The 17,845-nt window shown below is 31.2% G+C and carries 15 protein-coding genes; 11 read left to right on the top strand and 4 right to left on the bottom strand.

Annotated features, from left to right (window positions below; all coding sequences use genetic code 11):
• Positions 1 to 428: 428 nt before the first annotated feature.
• Positions 429 to 824 (top strand): hypothetical protein, encoded by a 396-nt coding sequence (locus KI230_RS09475; protein WP_000901023.1) that lies wholly within the window; start codon positions 429 to 431, stop codon positions 822 to 824.
• Positions 825 to 1,019: 195 nt separating this feature from the next.
• Positions 1,020 to 2,405, top strand: a complete 1,386-nt coding sequence (fumC, locus tag KI230_RS09470; RefSeq protein ID WP_000116229.1) for a class II fumarate hydratase — start codon at positions 1,020 to 1,022, stop codon at positions 2,403 to 2,405.
• A gap of 462 nt (positions 2,406 to 2,867) precedes the next feature.
• Here the strand turns inward: fumC and KI230_RS09465 are convergent, their stop codons facing one another.
• Positions 2,868 to 3,689 carry an RluA family pseudouridine synthase gene (locus KI230_RS09465; RefSeq protein ID WP_000669376.1) on the bottom strand — a complete coding sequence of 274 codons (822 nt, stop codon included), beginning with the start codon at positions 3,687 to 3,689 and terminating at the stop codon, positions 2,868 to 2,870.
• 162 nt (positions 3,690 to 3,851) lie between these two features.
• On the opposite strand from KI230_RS09465, the gene KI230_RS09460 reads away from it, so the two are divergent.
• The 3 genes from KI230_RS09460 (at position 3,852) to xdrA (ending at position 6,429) form a co-directional block, all read left to right on the top strand.
• Entirely contained in the window at positions 3,852 to 4,964 is a 1,113-nt protein-coding gene (locus KI230_RS09460) for a GAF domain-containing sensor histidine kinase (RefSeq protein ID WP_045176847.1), read from the top strand.
• A gap of 21 nt (positions 4,965 to 4,985) precedes the next feature.
• The gene (locus tag KI230_RS09455) at positions 4,986 to 5,609 is read left to right on the top strand and encodes a response regulator (RefSeq protein WP_001045133.1); all 624 of its coding nucleotides are present in this window, start codon (positions 4,986 to 4,988) and stop codon (positions 5,607 to 5,609) included.
• A gap of 355 nt (positions 5,610 to 5,964) precedes the next feature.
• Positions 5,965 to 6,429: an XRE family transcriptional regulator XdrA gene (gene xdrA / locus KI230_RS09450; protein WP_000375864.1), complete on the top strand. Its 465-nt coding sequence runs from the start codon at positions 5,965 to 5,967 to the stop codon at positions 6,427 to 6,429.
• Positions 6,430 to 6,596: 167 nt separating this feature from the next.
• On the opposite strand, the gene KI230_RS09445 is transcribed toward xdrA, so the two are convergent.
• Entirely contained in the window at positions 6,597 to 7,916 is a 1,320-nt protein-coding gene (locus KI230_RS09445) for an ISL3-like element IS1181 family transposase (protein ID WP_001808146.1), read from the bottom strand.
• 212 nt (positions 7,917 to 8,128) lie between these two features.
• Between KI230_RS09445 and KI230_RS09440 the strand changes: the two genes are divergently transcribed.
• The 6 genes from KI230_RS09440 (at position 8,129) to yhaM (ending at position 15,609) form a co-directional block, all read left to right on the top strand.
• Positions 8,129 to 9,253 (top strand): DUF445 domain-containing protein, encoded by a 1,125-nt coding sequence (locus tag KI230_RS09440; RefSeq protein ID WP_045176849.1) that lies wholly within the window; start codon positions 8,129 to 8,131, stop codon positions 9,251 to 9,253.
• A gap of 68 nt (positions 9,254 to 9,321) precedes the next feature.
• Complete coding sequence (locus tag KI230_RS09435; RefSeq protein WP_000290301.1) at positions 9,322 to 9,666, top strand: YlbF/YmcA family competence regulator; 345 nt, start codon at positions 9,322 to 9,324, stop codon at positions 9,664 to 9,666.
• 493 nt (positions 9,667 to 10,159) lie between these two features.
• Positions 10,160 to 10,258, top strand: a complete 99-nt coding sequence (locus tag KI230_RS09430) for a hypothetical protein (protein WP_001791795.1) — start codon at positions 10,160 to 10,162, stop codon at positions 10,256 to 10,258.
• A 290-nt stretch (positions 10,259 to 10,548) separates the two neighbouring features.
• A complete protein-coding gene (locus KI230_RS09425; protein WP_000238226.1) occupies positions 10,549 to 11,745 on the top strand; it encodes a metallophosphoesterase family protein in 1,197 nt (398 codons plus the stop codon).
• The gene (locus KI230_RS09420; RefSeq protein ID WP_000584628.1) at positions 11,735 to 14,671 is read left to right on the top strand and encodes an ATP-binding protein; all 2,937 of its coding nucleotides are present in this window, start codon (positions 11,735 to 11,737) and stop codon (positions 14,669 to 14,671) included. Before KI230_RS09425 ends, KI230_RS09420 begins: the two co-directional genes overlap by 11 nt.
• Complete coding sequence (gene yhaM, locus KI230_RS09415) at positions 14,668 to 15,609, top strand: 3'-5' exoribonuclease YhaM (protein WP_001244171.1); 942 nt, start codon at positions 14,668 to 14,670, stop codon at positions 15,607 to 15,609. Before KI230_RS09420 ends, yhaM begins: the two co-directional genes overlap by 4 nt.
• Before the next feature lie 120 nt (positions 15,610 to 15,729).
• On the opposite strand, the gene prsA is transcribed toward yhaM, so the two are convergent.
• Both prsA and KI230_RS09405 read right to left on the bottom strand, forming a co-directional pair.
• On the bottom strand, positions 15,730 to 16,692 hold the full coding sequence (prsA, locus tag KI230_RS09410) for a peptidylprolyl isomerase PrsA (RefSeq protein WP_000782121.1): 963 nt from the start codon (positions 16,690 to 16,692) through the stop codon (positions 15,730 to 15,732).
• Between the two features lie 204 nt (positions 16,693 to 16,896).
• Positions 16,897 to 17,454: a DUF3267 domain-containing protein gene (locus KI230_RS09405; protein ID WP_000477957.1), complete on the bottom strand. Its 558-nt coding sequence runs from the start codon at positions 17,452 to 17,454 to the stop codon at positions 16,897 to 16,899.
• Positions 17,455 to 17,845 lie beyond the last annotated feature (391 nt).

Genomic DNA, 17,845 nt, shown 5'->3' with positions numbered 1-17,845 from the left:
GTTTCCCCAATTTGCAATGTCTGTAGAAATTGAGGATCCAATTTCATTTTGTTGTGGCCCCCCCAACTTGCAATGTCTGTAGAAATTAGAAATCCGATTTCACTATGTTGTGGCCCCGCCAACTTGCACGTTATTGTAAGCTGACTTTCCGCCAGCCTCTATGTTGTGGACTGCAGTCAACTACTGCCAATATAACTTTGTAAAGCATAAAACATTGATTTGTGTACCAGACATAGTAATATATCAAAAATTCAATTTTAAATATTAAAACAACATTTAAACGGAATTGATAATTAATTACTCCAGACATAATTGAAAGAAGTCATCTATCAGTAATATTTTTAATGAAATCATTAAACCGCGTTTCTTAATATGCCAAGATTATGATATGCTATTGAAGAATGAAATTAGAGGAGATTTATATATTTATGTTAGGAAAATACTGGATTCAATTATTGATAGCAACAGTTATTATAAGTTTAATATCAATTAAAGCTTTTCCATTGGCAATTGGGGCATTATATTTACCTGTTATTTTCAAAGTAATAAAATTACAACTCAATTTATCAAAAGGATTAATCGATGATGTTAATGCGCAAACATTCATTAAAAGTAATCAATCAGGTATTGTAATAAGTGTAATTTGTTGTTTATTAATAACAGGAATATTGTATTATACACTTGATGGGTTTTATGCGAGTTTAACAGGAGTTTTAGGTACGCTTGTTGCTTTAAATCCATATACGACAATTGTTAGTGCTGTATTATATATACTTACAGCTATTGCTACGGTTGAAGCTACTAAAACAAAGTATCGTAATTAAACTTAGTTCAACAATAACTAAATAATGATAGATAACACACTAATCGTATGACTGTATCACTGTAATAAAGGGTGAACACGTGCGATTAGTGTATTTTTATTTCAAATTATGAAAACGTTTTAATCATAAATTGCTCAATTAAATTATTTAATGATATACTACAGTTAAATAAACAGTGATAAGGGGAGAAATTGAATGTCAGTAAGAATTGAACATGATACTTTTGGAGAAATAGAAGTACCTGCAGATAAATATTGGGGTGCTCAAACAGAAAGAAGTAAACGCAATTTCCCAGTTGGTAAAGAGCGTATGCCAATCGAAGTAGTTTATGGTTTTGCACAACTAAAGCGTGCAGCAGCATTAGCTAATTTTGATTTAGGAAAATTAAGCGAGGCAAAGAAAGATGCCATTGTATACGCATGTGATCAAATTTTATCAGGTGAATTAGATGAACACTTCCCACTAGTTGTATGGCAAACAGGAAGCGGTACACAAAGTAATATGAATGTGAACGAAGTAGTAAGTTATGTTGCTAATATGTATTTAAAAGATCATCAAATTGATGAAAGTATCCACCCAAATGATGATGTAAATAAATCACAAAGTTCGAATGATACATTCCCAACTGCTATGCACGTTGCATTATATCAAGAGGTTGAAACAAAATTAGAACCTGCATTAAAACTTTTAAGAAATACTTTGAAAGAAAAAGAAGACAAATTTGATTCAATTATTAAAATTGGTCGTACACATTTACAAGATGCAACGCCGATCAAACTAGGACAAGAGATTAGTGGCTGGCGTTATATGCTTGACCGTTGCGAAATAATGTTATCTGAATCTAAGAAGCACATTTTAAATCTTGCCATCGGTGGTACGGCTGTTGGTACTGGTATTAATGCGCATCCTGAATTTGGTGATAAAGTGGCACATTATATTTCAGAAAATACGGGTTATCCATTTGTATCTTCTGAAAATAAATTCCACGCACTTACAGCGCATGATGAAGTTGTTCAATTGCATGGAACATTGAAGGCATTAGCAGGAGACTTAATGAAAATTGCTAATGATGTGAGATGGTTGGCTTCAGGGCCACGAGCTGGTTTGGCAGAAATTTCTATCCCTGAAAATGAACCAGGTTCATCAATTATGCCTGGTAAAGTTAATCCTACACAATGTGAAATGTTAACAATGGTTGCAGTCCAAGTAATGGGTAATGATACAGTTGTTGGCTTCGCAAGTTCACAAGGTAACTTTGAATTGAATGTTTATAAACCAGTTATTATGCATAATACACTACAATCAATTTACCTTTTAGCTGACGGTATGGAAACATTTAATAACAATTGTGCAGTGGGCATTGAACCAATCGAAGAGAATATTGATAATTATTTAAATCAATCATTAATGTTAGTTACTGCATTAAATCCACATATTGGTTATGAAAAAGCTGCTCAAATTGCTAAGAAAGCCCATAAAGAAGGTTTAACTTTAAAAGAATCTGCAATTCAAACTGGATATGTTACAGAAGAACAATTTGAAGCATGGATTAAACCAGAAGATATGGTAGATCCTCATTAATTAAATATTAATATAAAATAAAGTTTGGGCATTACAGGTAGATGTAGTGTTCAAGCTTTATTTTTTGTCTATTTCAAATTGAACTTATAAGTCTGATTTGATATAGAGCCATGAAAAGGAAAAACTTTTCATGGAGTCCGTTTTATTATAGAACCTATTTTTTATATGATGAATTGTTGTACATGTATTGGCCAAACAACCTGTGATAAAAATCTTATGATGTCATGTATTGTCCATAGATACACGTAACGCAGTTGAAAAAGACTACAAGTCATTATCCAAGGATGTTATAAAATGAATAATTACTAAAATATCAAAATATAAAATCCTAAGCATCGTAAAAAACAAAAAAACCGAACATCTGAAAAAATTAATAATTTTCCATCTATCCGATTTAAGTTGATACTTGATTTAGTTACAATGCGGTATTGCATGTTTAAATATCATGCAAAACTAATCAAATTAGTCATCCAAAGAAACGGAAATGACTTCCTTAGTCAAGGGATGCACAAACTCTATTTTGTAACTTTCAAGTTCTAATTGTCTTAACGTTGAATCACCATATAAAGGATCACCAATAACAGGGTGACCAATTTCAGCTAAATGCACACGAATTTGATGAGTACGTCCAGTATCCAACTTGATTTCAAGTTGGCACACAGCTTCTTTTATCATTTTTGAAGTTAAAATGTGTGTAATTGCACGCTGTCCAGTAGGAGACACACGTCGTTTATTCGAATGGAATTTATCTTTACCAATTGGCATATCAATCGTTTGTGGTTTTAAAGGTAAAAGTGCCTTAACATTTGCTTTGTATATCCGCGTAATATCATTGTCTTCTAACATGCGATCAAGAATTTTTTTCATTAAAGGATTTTTAGCAACAATTAATAATCCTACTGTTTCCTGGTCCAGTCGATGAATTGGTTCGACATAGTCACTATCAATAGTGTAAATCACATGATTCATTAAAGTATTGCTTTCTTTTAAATCATTAGGGTGAGTCTTAACACCTTTAGGTTTCATTACGATTGCCATATCATCGTCTTCGTATTTAATTTGTGCATAACGATAACTTGGAACATAATTACTTTTTTCATCGATGGTTGGAACAAATACATCGTCGCCAGTATGCACTTTATCCATTAATCGCGCAGGTTTATCATTAATAGTAATATCTTTAGACATATTTAAATGATGTAAATCTTTTTTAGGTACCTTAAGTTGTTGGAAAATATCTCGTAAACTTAAGTCATTAAAGTTTTCTGGTATTTTAAATTTCATAAAATCCTCCTATAGTCTTTAATATCATATCACAAATCAGTTCTCCTAAATATAACTATTGAGTAATCAAGGCCATTTTATCATGTTCACGTCTAAGATTTAAAAATATAATAACTCAATGTATAATAGTTAATACACGTAAAAATGAATTGGAGCGATTTGATGGAACAAAGGACGCGACTAGCTTTATTAAAAGAGATTGCCGAATTTTTAAACGAAGAAACTGAAATGTATAGCATGACCCAAGGTGCGTTAAAATATTTAATTGAGGGCAGTAATTTCACGACAGGCTGGATATTTTTCATCAGTAGCGTAGGTGAACATGAACTTGTATCACATGTGGCTCTACCACAATCTTTGACAGCAGACCACTGTCACTATATTAAAGATGGGTCTTGTTGGTGTGTGAAAGCATTTAATCAACGTAGGCTAATGAAAGCGTCGAATATCGTCAATTGTTCTCGTATTAACTTAGCCTCTAAAGCATTTCCTAGCCAAAATGACAATATTACACATCATGCAACGGTACCACTTAAATCGGGTCAAGAACAATTCGGCATTTTAAATGTAGCGTCCCCAAATACTGAAATATATAGTGATGAAGATTTAGAGTTGCTAGAGTCTGTCGCATTTCAATTAGGGTCAGCCATCAAACGTATTTATTTAACAGACCGTGAAAAAGAAGCAGCAAAAATTAATGAACGTAATCGTTTAGCTAGAGATTTACATGATTCAGTAAATCAAATGTTATTTTCTGTAAAACTAACAGCACATGCTGCGTATGGCATGTCAAGCGAATCCATCGCTAAACAAGCATTCAAGACGATTGAGGAAACGAGTCAAAATGCCGTTAATGAAATGCGTGCATTGATTTGGCAACTTAAGCCAGTTGGACTTGAGCAAGGTTTAATTCATGCTTTGACAGCATATAGTAAATTAATGCATATACAATTAAATGTAAATGTAGAAGGTTTAATCGATTTATCTAATGAAATCGAAGAAAACATATATAGAGCATTACAAGAGTGTATTAATAATGTTAAGAAACATGCTGATACGAATAAAATGGATCTTACATTAAAACAAATGAACGATATACTATATATTGACGTGATTGATTATGGTCAAGGATTTGAGATCGATAATGTTCAGATAGCTTCATCACACGGTATTAATAACATAAAACAAAGAGTTAAATTATTAAGAGGTAAAGTGACCTTTCATTCTCAGCCAACAAAGGGTACACAAATACAATTCACAATTCCTATAAAATAGCTTGATTTAAGGAGATAACCCATGAACAAAGTAATATTAGTAGATGACCATTATATTGTGAGACAAGGATTGCGATTTTTATTATCCACGATTGAAAACATAGAAGTTTTACAAGACTTTGCAGATGGAGAAACATTTTTAGAATATTTAAAAGAGCATGAGCACCCTGATATTGTGCTATTAGATTTAGTGATGCCTGGCATGAATGGTATTGAAATTACGGAATATATTAAGGCACATTATCCGGATATTAAAGTTTTGGTATTAACAAGTTATGTTGATGATGAACATGTAATTTCAGCAATCAATAAAGGTGCTGATGGTTATGAAATGAAAGACGTTGAGCCTCAGCAATTAATTGAAACTATTAGACGAGTTATGAACGGTGAAAAAATGATACATCCTAAGGCACAAGATGTATTTGAAACAGTTAGCCAAAAACCTCACTACACGAATAAGTTGTCAAAGAGAGAAATTGAAGTGTTACGTGAAATGGTTAAAGGTAAAACAAATAAAGAGATTGCAGAAACTTTATTTGTATCTGAAAAAACAATTAAAACACATGTCAGTCATATATTTAGTAAATTACAAGTTAGCGATCGTACACAAGCAGCAATTTATGCAATGGAAAATAAGTTGATTTAGAATGAGCTTTTAAATATTTGTCGAAAAATAGACAATTTTTAATCTGATTTTGATGAATTTTTTATAGCGATAGGGTTTATTATACAGTTTTCTTTGTAAATTTGATATCATTATAAAAGTGTAAGTTTTATCAAATCTAGTTATTATGCATAAAATTTTACTTCATTTACTTTCGCTTCATTATAAAGTAAACTTAACTCTTGTTGACTTGATCAAAATTTAATACAAATGTGAAATTGACTCTTTTCATTTTATTAAAAATATATTAAGATGTAATCTGTGTTTCAAGAAATGTGTATTATTGCAATTTCTTGTGTCCGGATAAAATTCCCCAAACAGAAAGGTAGATAACAGAATGGATAGACAGAGTTTTACAGATTTAATTCAAACAAAATTTAAAATGGTTCGTATAGAGGCTGGTTATACGCAAGATACTATGGCGCAAACAATTGGACTTTCTAAAAAGACTTTAGTACAAATCGAAAAAGAGAGAGTATTACCAAACTGGACAACTTGTATTTCAATTTGTGCATTATTCAGAGACTCTGAAGTATTAAACAGTACATTTGGCTGTGATCCATTAGAAATCGTTCAAACAATTTCAAGAAATCACTGTGCATATCCAAACCATGCACCAACAAGTGATATTTATTGGAATAACATTGAGACTCGTAATGGGTACATTTTACAAAGTAACAAAGTAAGCAATATTTATCGTGTATTAAATCCAGATAACCAACCAATTTTCGGTACTTCTAAAATGAGAGAAGCTGAAACATACTTTAACAGAAATGCTAAAGAAGAATTAGTACATATCTAGGCCTATATACTTTTAATAAATAATAAAAGCGATGTAACACACCTGTTTCGAGAGGTGAGGCATCGCTTTTTGTATGTAAACTAATAATAAATTGGTTCTCCACCAAATGTGGTGGGTATATAATTTAAAGAACTATTTTTAAAATACAACTTTTAGAGTTTTTATTATTAGGCGGCCAGTCCATTATTGGGCTTGGTTGTCTTCTTTTTTTCTCCTTTGTACAAGCTGAAAATCATCATTATACGTGCTTTAAAGTTGTTGAAATTTCTGTAACCAAAAGAAATTCGCTTGATTAATTTTATCTTATTATTAATTCCTTCTATAGCACCATTATTAAATGCTGGGTAATAAATTGTATTTCTTAACATCCTTTGATGTTTTCTATAATATTTAACCGCTTTCCATACACCCTTACTCACAGACTTTTTACTAACTGAATTTAAACGATTAATAAATTTAGGCCAATTACATAACCTTAGGTCTTTTCGTAATCCTTGGACAAGTTCGTAGGAGTGTCGTAGTATATCGTCTTTTGAAAGCATGAATTCTACAATGTCAGATGAGCGTTTATAAGCCTTAAAAGATTTATTCCATCTGTATTTACTAAATATGGTTTTACTAGTATCCATCAATAGGACTTTCCAGTTATTCTTAAAAATTGTATAATCAGGTCCTTTTTTATTACGGTATTCATTCATAACTTGTACACGATACTTATTAAGTTCTCTATTTAAATGTTGAACGATATGGAATCTGTCAAAAATAATAGCTGCATTAGGAAATAGGTCGCGAAATAATCGGACATAGGGTTCATACATGTCAATAGTAACCGTCTTAACTTGTTGTCGATTTTTTAAATCGAATCGCTCGAAATAGGCACGCAAGAATCTTGTAGTTCTATTTTCTAAAATATCTATAACATCATGAGTATCATTATCTATAAAAATGAAACTCATTGATCCAGTTACATTTTTAACGCTTTTAAATTCATCCATAGCGATGTGTTCTGGCAAACAATTAAAGGGTTTAATTCGTAATGAATTAGCCGCTTTAGTTCTAATACGACTTACAGTAGATGGAGAGATACAGTTATCTTCTGCAGTATCAATCTCTGTTTTAACTTTAGTAGCTTCTTCTATAACTTTTTGAGTAACACATCTTGAGATAAAACACGACTCATCAACAATTGACGTTTTAGCAGTAAAAGTGCCATTGCATTCTAAGCATTTAAAACGTTGTTTAGCTAAGTTGAGGTATGTGTTATACCCTTGAGTTTTAAGTAAAGTAATACGAGAAACACGCTTACCATGTTTATGAATTTGTCCTTCATTTTTAACTCCACAACAATAACAGGCCGAAGGCTTATACGTTAGTACAGCATTAACCACTGTTGCTTTTTTTCCTTTGATAATGACGTCAATTTCTTGGTTTATATATTTTATATTTTCATCTTTTATTCTTAGTAATTCTAAGGTATCATTACACATAGGCGCACTTGTCTCCTTTAGTTTGGGTTTGGTCACTTTAAATTATAGAGGCAATTGCGCTTTTTGTGTATTAAAAAAAGCAGGAAGTTTTACCTTCCCACCATAAAAGATGAAGAACCAATAAATTGAGCAGAAAGTGAAATGATTAATGAATTAAAAAATAAAAATAGTGGTATAATGAATAACTATGTTGTCACAAAGGAGTCAAAATTATGAATGCACTATTTATTATCATATTTATGATTGTAGTAGGGGCGATAATTGGGGGCATTACTAATGTAATTGCAATTAGAATGCTGTTTCACCCCTTTAAACCATACTATATATTTAAATTTAGAGTCCCATTTACACCAGGTTTAATACCGAAAAGACGCGAAGAAATTGCAACTAAAATTGGCCAAGTGATTGAAGAGCATTTGCTTACAGAAACTTTAATTAATGAAAAATTAAAAAGCGAGCAATCACAGCAAGCAATAGAATCTATGATTCAACAGCAGTTACAAAAGTTGACGAAAGATCAATTGTCAATAAAACAAATTACTTCTCAAATCGATATTGATTTAGAACAAGTATTACAAACTAATGGAAATCAATATATTGAATCACAATTGAATAATTATTATACAAAGCATCAAAACCAAACAATAGCATCTTTATTGCCAAATCAACTTGTAACATTTTTAGATCAGCATGTAGATAACGCAACAGACTTATTATGTGATCGTGCAAGGAATTATTTATCATCTGCAAAAGGCACACAAGATATTAATGATATGTTGGATACTTTTTTCAATGAGAAAGGTAAGTTAATTGGTATGTTGCAAATGTTTATGACAAAAGAGAGCATTGCAGATCGCATTCAACAAGAACTTATACGTTTAACATCTCATCCTAAAGCAAGAACAATTGTGACATCGTTAATTACCAATGAATATCAAACTTTTAAAGATAAACCATTGAATGAACTGTTAGATGCGTCTCAGTTTAATGAAATCGCTGAAAATCTATCAGTGTATATAACAACATATGCAAGCAAACAAGCGAATAAGCCAGTGGTTACGTTAATGCCTCAATTCGTTGATTATTTAGAAGGTCAACTCTCTAGCAAATTAGCAAATTTAATCATTGAAAAATTATCGATTCACTTATCTAGAATTATGAAAAAAGTGGATTTACGAGGATTAATTGAAGAACAAATTAATACGTTTGACTTAGATTATATTGAAAAATTAATTATAGAAATTGCTAACAAAGAACTAAAGTTGATTATGTCATTAGGTTTCATTTTAGGTGGTATTATTGGATTTTTCCAAGGTTTGGTTGCAATCTTTGTCTAAAAAAGCGAGATGTGGTAAAGTAATATCGAACGTTTTAATAAACATCACAACAAAGGAGTGCTATAACCATGGCAGTAAATTTATATGATTATGCAAATCAATTAGAACAAGCTTTAAGAGAAAGCGAAGAATACAAAGCAATCAAAGAAGCATTCGCTAATGTAAAAGCTAACGAAGAATCTAAAAAGTTATTCGACGAGTTCCGTGAAACTCAAATTAACTTCCAACAAAAACAAATGCAAGGTGAAGAAATTGCTGAAGAAGATTTACAAAAAGCGCAAGAACAAGCGCAAGCAATTGAAAAAGATGAAAACATCTCTGCATTAATGAATGCTGAACAAAAAATGAGTCAAGTATTCCAAGAAATCAACCAAATTATCGTTAAACCATTAGACGAAATTTACGCTGACTAATATTAAAATAATATTTTTCAATCCTTGTAAATAGAGGAATAGACTGCCGACAGAGTCCGAGACTTTGTGGGTAGTTTTTTTAGTTTTGATAACGGAAGTTAGAGGCTCTCTGTCAAATTGGGCAGATGCGTTCAGTATCGGAATTTAGGCTACTAAACATGTCCTAGCTTTAGCTCAGAATGGACGACGGAAGCTGGGCAATCAAACATGGCTAGCTCTATGCCAAAACGGGCAGATGAGCTTGATAACGGAAGTTAGGCTAGTAAACGTGTCCTAACTTCCTTTTTGCATTTTGAAGTGTAAAGTTTTCAACATAATACTATTAGTTCGGTCATGTATCGGACTGATGGAAAAGCGTTTCACTTTTAATGACTCATTAAGAACGGCCTGAAAATGTTTGGCGTATTAAGTGCAATGATAGTTTTGACATTTAGTTTCTAATTGGTCATTACTGCCGAGCAAATCTAGTAGAGTAATCATGTAAATCTTTAATGTGCCATTTGATTCACTAGCGGTGTTAATAACTACGGAAATTGCATTTCCGACTGAAATTTTTGAAAAATATCAACGTACGCTACAAATAAAATTTTAAACTGTTATAAATGTGTCTCAATTTCATATGTTCATCGACGATATGAAGCGTATTATGGTAAAATGAAGAAATAATAAACTTGTTAATAAATAAAACATCACGATTTGACTAAAGCACTTTATTATTGTGTAGATAATAGTTTTTTAACGAAATAAAAATGGCGACTGGTTTTAATAAATCAGCTAATGAATCACTACACCTATAAGTATGAATATAGTGATTAGAATGCTTTGTATAGTTGGATTTTGCAAAATTGATGTTAGAACCTTTAATTAAGGAGATATGGATGTATGGTTAAATTTATTCATTGTTCGGATTTACATTTAGATAGTCCTTTCAAATCTAAGAGTCATATAAGCCCTAAAATTTTTGAGGATGTTCAAAAAAGTGCTTATGAAAGTTTTAAAAATATTGTAGATATTGCATTACAACAAGATGTTGATTTTGTAATTATCGCGGGTGATTTATTTGATAGTGAAAACAGAACATTACGTGCTGAAATTTTCTTAAAACAGCAATTTGAACGTTTACAAAATGAACAAATCTTTGTTTATGTTTGTCATGGTAATCACGATCCTTTATCATCAAAGATTTCATCAAACTGGCCAGATAATGTTTCTGTATTTTCAAATAAAGTTGAGACGTATGAAGCAATTACTAAATCTGGTGAAACAATTTATATTCACGGATTTAGTTATGAAAATAGAGCAAGTTATGAGAACAAGATTGATGAATATCCATCAAGTCAAGGCCAAAAAGGCATACATATTGGTGTCTTGCATGGTACGTATAGTAAATCTTCAGTTAACGAAAGATATACCGAGTTCATTTTAGAAGATTTAAACAGTAAATTGTATCATTATTGGGCTTTAGGTCATATACATGAACGTCAACAATTAAGTGATATGCCTGTAATTAACTATTCAGGTAATATTCAAGGTAGACATTTTAATGAGCAAGGTGAAAAAGGTTGCTTATTAATCGAGGGTGACCACTTAAAATTAAAGACTAAATTTTATCCTACACAGTATATTAGATTTGAAGAAGCAACTATTGAAACGGATAAGACATCTAAGCAAGGTTTATACGAGGTCATTCAAAACTTTAAAGAACAAGTGAGAGAAGAAGGAAAAGCCTTTTATCGTTTAACGCTTGTTATTAATAGTGAGACATTAATTTCACCTCAAGATTTATTACAAGTTGAAGAAATGATTACAGATTATGAAGAAAACGAAAATCAATTTGTATATATTGATGAGTTAAAAATACAATATGCACAAAATGATGAGTCACCTTTAGTTAATGAATTTTCAGCGGAATTATTAGTCGATCAAGCTGTTTTTGATAAAGCGATGTCAGATTTATATTTAAATCCAAGGGCATCAAAGTTCCTAGACGATTATGGAACATTCGACCATACAGCATTAGTTAATCGTGCTGAAGAAATATTAAAAGCTGAAATGAGAGGTGAACAAAATGATAATTAAATCACTTGAAATTTATGGTTACGGTCAATTTGTTCAACGTAAAATTGAATTTAATAAAAACTTCACTGAAATTTTTGGTGAAAATGAAGCGGGTAAATCGACGATTCAAGCATTCATCCATTCGATATTATTTGGTTTTCCAACTAAAAAGTCTAAAGAGCCAAGACTAGAACCACGTCTAGGTAACCAATACGGTGGTAAATTAGTACTTATTCTTGATGATGGCTTAGAGATTGAAGTTGAACGAATTAAAGGCAGTGCTCAAGGTGATGTGAAAGTATATTTACCTAATGGTGCTGTGCGTGATGATGCTTGGTTACAAAAGAAACTTAATTATATTTCTAAAAAGACATATCAAGGTATCTTTTCATTTGATGTACTAGGGCTTCAAGACATTCATAGAAATCTAAATGAAAAACAATTGCAAGATTATTTATTACAAGCAGGGGCTTTAGGATCAACTGAATTCACGTCAATGCGCGAAGTGATTAATCGTAAAAAAGATGAATTATATAAAAAATCAGGTAAAAATCCGATCATTAATCAACAAATTGAGCAATTAAAACAACTAGAAAGTCAAATTCGTGAAGAAGAAGCTAAACTAGAAACATATCATCGCTTAGTAGATGATCGAGATAAATCATCACGTCGATTAGAGAATTTAAAGCATAATTTAAATCAATTATCAAAAATGCATGAAGAAAAACAAAAAGAGGTTGCTTTACATGATCATTCACAAGAATGGAAGTCTCTAGAACAACAGTTAAATATTGAGCCAATCACATTCCCAGAAAAAGGTGTGGATCGTTACGAAAAAGCACGAGCGCATAAGCAATCGTTAGAAAGAGATATTGGTTTAAGAAATGAGCGTTTAGCTCAACTTAAAGAAGAAGCGACTCAATTAGAGCCAGTTAAACAATCTGATATTGATGCCTTCATTAGTTTGAATCAACAAGAAAATGAAATTAAAAATAAAGAATTTGAACTTACTGCAATCGAAAAGGATATTGCGAATAAACAACGTGATAAAGATGAACTGCAAGCAAATATTGGTTGGTCTGAAACGCATCATGACGTAGATAGTTCAGAGGCAATGAAAAGTTATGTCAGTGAGCAAATCAAGAATAAACAAGAACAAGCTGCATACATTAAACAATTAGAACGTAGTTTAGAAGAAAATAAAATCGAAGATAATGCGGTTCATAGCGAACTAGATTCTGTTGAAGAAAAAATAGTTCCTGAAGAGACTTTTGAAAAGAAAAAAGAATACTCACAACAAGTCATTGAATTAAACGAAAAAGAGAACTTGTATAGCAAATTGAAAGAACGTTTCGAAATTGAGCAACAAGAAAAACAAAAACGTCAAAAATTGTTACGAACAACGTTTATTCTTTTAACATTAGTAGGTATTGGTTTAACTGCCTTCTCATTTATTTCAAACAACATGTTGTTTGGTATTATTTTCGCAGTATTAACTTTAGTATTTGTTATCGGTATCATCATGTCTAAATCAAAAGAAGTAGATTATAGCGAGGCCATCACAGATGAAATCGAAGAAATTAAAGCACAACTAGCCATTTTAGATGAAAATTATGACTTAGATTTTGATCTTGATGAGCAATATCGCATTCGTGATCACTGGCAACAAGCTTTGAAAAATAAAGATATTTTAGAAGAGAAACGTCAGTATATTGAAGGTCGTTTAAATGATGCGAAAGGGCGTCATGATGAATTACAATCGACAGTTGAGAACGTTAAGGATGAATTATACTTATCATCTAAAATTTCAAATGATTTAATTGTTGATAGTATTTCTACAATGGCGAATATTAAAGCATTAGATCAACATATCAGTGATTTAAATCAACAACGCCAGCAATTGGTTCAAGAATTAGATACATTCTACAATCATGCTGAAGCTGTTACAAAATCACAATTTGTTTATTTCAACAAATTATCTTTATTCCACGATGTGCAACAATGGTTGAAATCAGCTGAAGACACGAATGAAAAATGGCGTATTAATGCTGAAAATACCAAACTTGTTACAAATGAATTAAATCATTTAAATGCTCAATTAGAAGAAAATAATAAAGAAATTACAGCACTATTCGATTTTATCAATGTTGGTACTGAAGAAGATTTTTACCAACATCATGAAGATTACCAAACTTATACTAGTAATTTGAGTCGTTTTAATGATTTAACTAAATATCTTGAGAACCAAAACTATTCTTATGAATTAAGTTCTAGTTTAAGTGAAAAAACAACTGCACAACTTGAAGAAGAAGATCATTTATTGGCTACTCAAGTTGACGAATATAATGAGCAATATCTTGAAATGCAAGCACAAGTCAGTGATTTAAGTGCACAAATCAATCACATGGAAACTGATACAACGCTTGCTAATTTAAGACATGAATATCACAGTCTTAAAAATCAACTTAATGATATCGCAAAAGATTGGGCAAGTTTAAGTTATTTACAAAGTTTAGTTGATGAACACATTAAACAAATTAAAGATAAACGTTTGCCTCAAGTTATTAATGAAGCGGTAGAAATATTGAAGCATTTAACAGATGGCAGATATACGATGATTAACTATAATGAAGATTCAATTACGGTTAAACATGTTAATGGTCAATTATATGATCCTGTTGAACTAAGTCAATCTACAAAAGAATTACTTTATGTAGCTTTACGTATCAGTTTAATTAAGGTACTAAGACCATATTATCCGTTCCCATTAATTGTTGATGATGCATTTGTTCATTTTGATAAAAAACGTACTGAAAAAATGTTGAATTATTTACGATCATTATCAGAACACTATCAAGTACTATACTTTACATGTGTAAAAGATAATATTGTTCCATCAAAAGAAGTGATTACATTAAACAAAATAGAGGAAGGCGGGAAACGATGAGAAATATAGAGAATCTAAATCCCGGAGATTCAGTTGATCACTTTTTCTTAGTGCATAAAGCTACACAGGGTGTAACAGCACAAGGTAAAGATTATATGACATTACATTTGCAAGATAAAAGTGGTGAAATTGAAGCGAAATTTTGGACGGCTACAAAAAATGATATGGCAACAATCAAGCCTGAAGAAATTGTACATGTTAAAGGTGACATCATAAACTATCGCGGAAATAAACAGATGAAAGTCAACCAAATTAGACTAGCGACAACTGAAGATCAATTAAAAACAGAACAATTTGTAGATGGTGCACCTTTATCACCGGCAGAAATACAAGAAGAGATTTCTCATTATTTGCTAGATATTGAAAATGCTAATTTACAACGTATCACACGTCATTTATTGAAAAAATATCAAGAACGATTTTACGCATATCCAGCTGCTAGTTCTCATCATCATAACTTTGCGAGTGGCTTAAGCTATCATGTATTAACGATGTTACGTATTGCAAAATCAATTTGTGACATTTATCCATTGTTAAACAAAAGTTTGTTATATAGTGGTATTATTTTGCATGATATTGGTAAAGTTAGAGAATTGAGTGGTCCTGTTGCGACGTCGTATACAGTCGAAGGTAACTTATTAGGACACATCTCGATTGCGAGTGATGAAGTAGTTGAAGCAGCTCGTGAATTGAACATTGAAGGAGAAGAAATCATGTTGTTAAGACATATGATTTTATCTCATCATGGTAAGTTAGAGTATGGTTCGCCAAAACTGCCATACTTAAAAGAAGCAGAAATTTTATGCTATATCGATAATATCGATGCTAGAATGAATATGTTTGAAAAGGCTTATAAAAAAACTGACAAGGGTCAGTTTACAGATAAAATATTTGGTCTTGAAAATCGTAGATTCTACAATCCTGAATCACTCGATTAAGAATTAAAAGATATCGGACAGATGAGTATACTGAAACATGAGATCAACTGTCCGATTTTTAATGCGAAAAAACCGAGCGGCCGTGGTATGATTTTTGAACCACGGTCGCTCGGTTTTGTGTTATTGGCTCATGCCGGATTGTCCGCCTTGTGCGCCACCTTGTTTAAGTTTTTCAGGGTTTAAGATTTTATCTTCAACAACTGATTTAATATCACGATCTTTAAAGTCAACATCGTATTCTTTTAATAGATCTTTGTATGCATCAGTTAATAATTTTGGATTTTTTTGTACTTTCTGATCGACTAATTTTTCTTTCAGGCTTTGTTTTTCACTGTTAAAGTCTGTTGGTTTATCAGCTTTAATAATATGATATCCAAAGCTTGATTTAACAACCTCTGATACTTCACCATCTTTAAGCTTAAATAGTGCTTTTTCAAAATCTTTATCAGTTTGTCCTTTAAGAACATAACCTAATTCGCCATCTTTTTTAGCTGAACCAGTATCCATTGATTCTTTTTTAGCGATTTCACCAAATTTACTTGGATCTTTTGAAACTTCTTTTTGAATTTCTTCAGCTTTTTGTTTCGCTTCTTTATCATCTAAGCCTTCTTTGTCGCTTTTCTTAGATTTAACTTTAATTAAAATGTGTGAAGCTTTCTTGCTGTCTTCTTTAATTTCAGAATCAGAGATTTTAATTTTATCTGATAGTAATTCTTTATGATAAGCAGCAGTACGTAAGTTTTCTTTATATTTATCGGCTGTTAAACCTTGCTGTTGAAGGGCCTTTTCAAATTTATCTTTACCGCCGTATTGCTTTTGCATTTTTTCAATTTGTTCGTCAATCTTCTTATCATTAACTTTATTTTTATATTTATCAGCTAAAATTTTATTTAACATTTCAGTAAATGATGCATTTGCAATTTGATCTTTACCGATTTTTTTCATTGTATCTGCAACTGTTACATCTCCAGCTTTAGAAGAAATTAATGTATTTTCTTTAGAGTCTGTGGCACTAGCGCCACAAGCGCCTAATAATAAAGCACTAGCTGTTACCGGAACGATTAATTTGTTTATCATCTTCATAGTTGAAACTCCTTTGTAAGTTAATCATCGTGAATATAACATAGTTTTATATTATCACCAATCAATAACCCATGACATCAGACTAGAGCATTAGGTTTAGGGGTAGAAATTGATGAAAATAAAAAAACAAGGTCTATATACATTTGATTTTAAGCTATTACATAGCCTAAAAACAAATAATAACACCTTGCTATAATTATTTTGTTATAAATGATATGGATTTTTAATTTTTTTCAAAATATTAATACCTGTACTATGTTCTTCTATATATTGTCCATAATTAGAAAATATAATTATTTTTAAATATAATAAATCTGTAATGGAAATACCGAAATTCAATGCCAATAAGAACATAAAATAATGTCCATATTGCGGGAATAAAATTGTTAGATAAACGAACATTGCAGATAAGATAATTAACGGCAATATTAAGTTAATGCAAAAATAAAATTTGTGTACAGGTTGATTGACGTAGGTATTATAGAATATAAGCCATTTTCTTTTAGTCAACTTATGAACTTTAAACGATTTTCTATATGGTAAGAAAAATAATAAATGTATACTTTTATGTAATGGATACGTCATAAATACAAGTAATAAAAAGATGAGAAAATGTCTATCTGATAATGGCGTATTAGATAAAAAATACATTACTTCATAACTAACTAAAAACATAATGATGGTTGCAACTGCACTCATAAATGCAATTCTAGGCAAACCAAATCGTGCATTGATATCAATTTGTCTTTTACATAAAAACATATCTTACGCCTCATCTCTTTTCAATATAAGTTAGATTATAACTAACTCAGGTTCAGTAATTCAATAGTAACATATCATGTTAGAAGAATTGTTATATAAGAAGAAAGGGGCGACGTATTGTTTGATTTGAAACGCGAAAGTGGAGTTTGGTAAAATTGGCTGATTGACTAGCGTAGAAGTAGAATGCAGAATAAATTTCTGCGAACACATCTTCTTGCTAATAAAGCATCACTTATGAAAAAGGCGCGTGTGACATGAGTATTTGAAAACTTGAATAATATAAAAAATGGATATGGCAGGGCATATGCAAAAGCATCTTTTGACCAACTAAGTCATACAAATGCTAAAAATATAGTGATATGTAATTATAATAAACACCAGATTAATAATT

The organism is Staphylococcus sp. MZ3 (assembly GCF_018622755.1).
GTDB lineage: Bacteria > Bacillota > Bacilli > Staphylococcales > Staphylococcaceae > Staphylococcus > Staphylococcus aureus.
The sequence above is the reverse complement of the archived record's forward strand: the minus strand, read 5'-3'. Positions and strand labels throughout refer to the sequence as shown.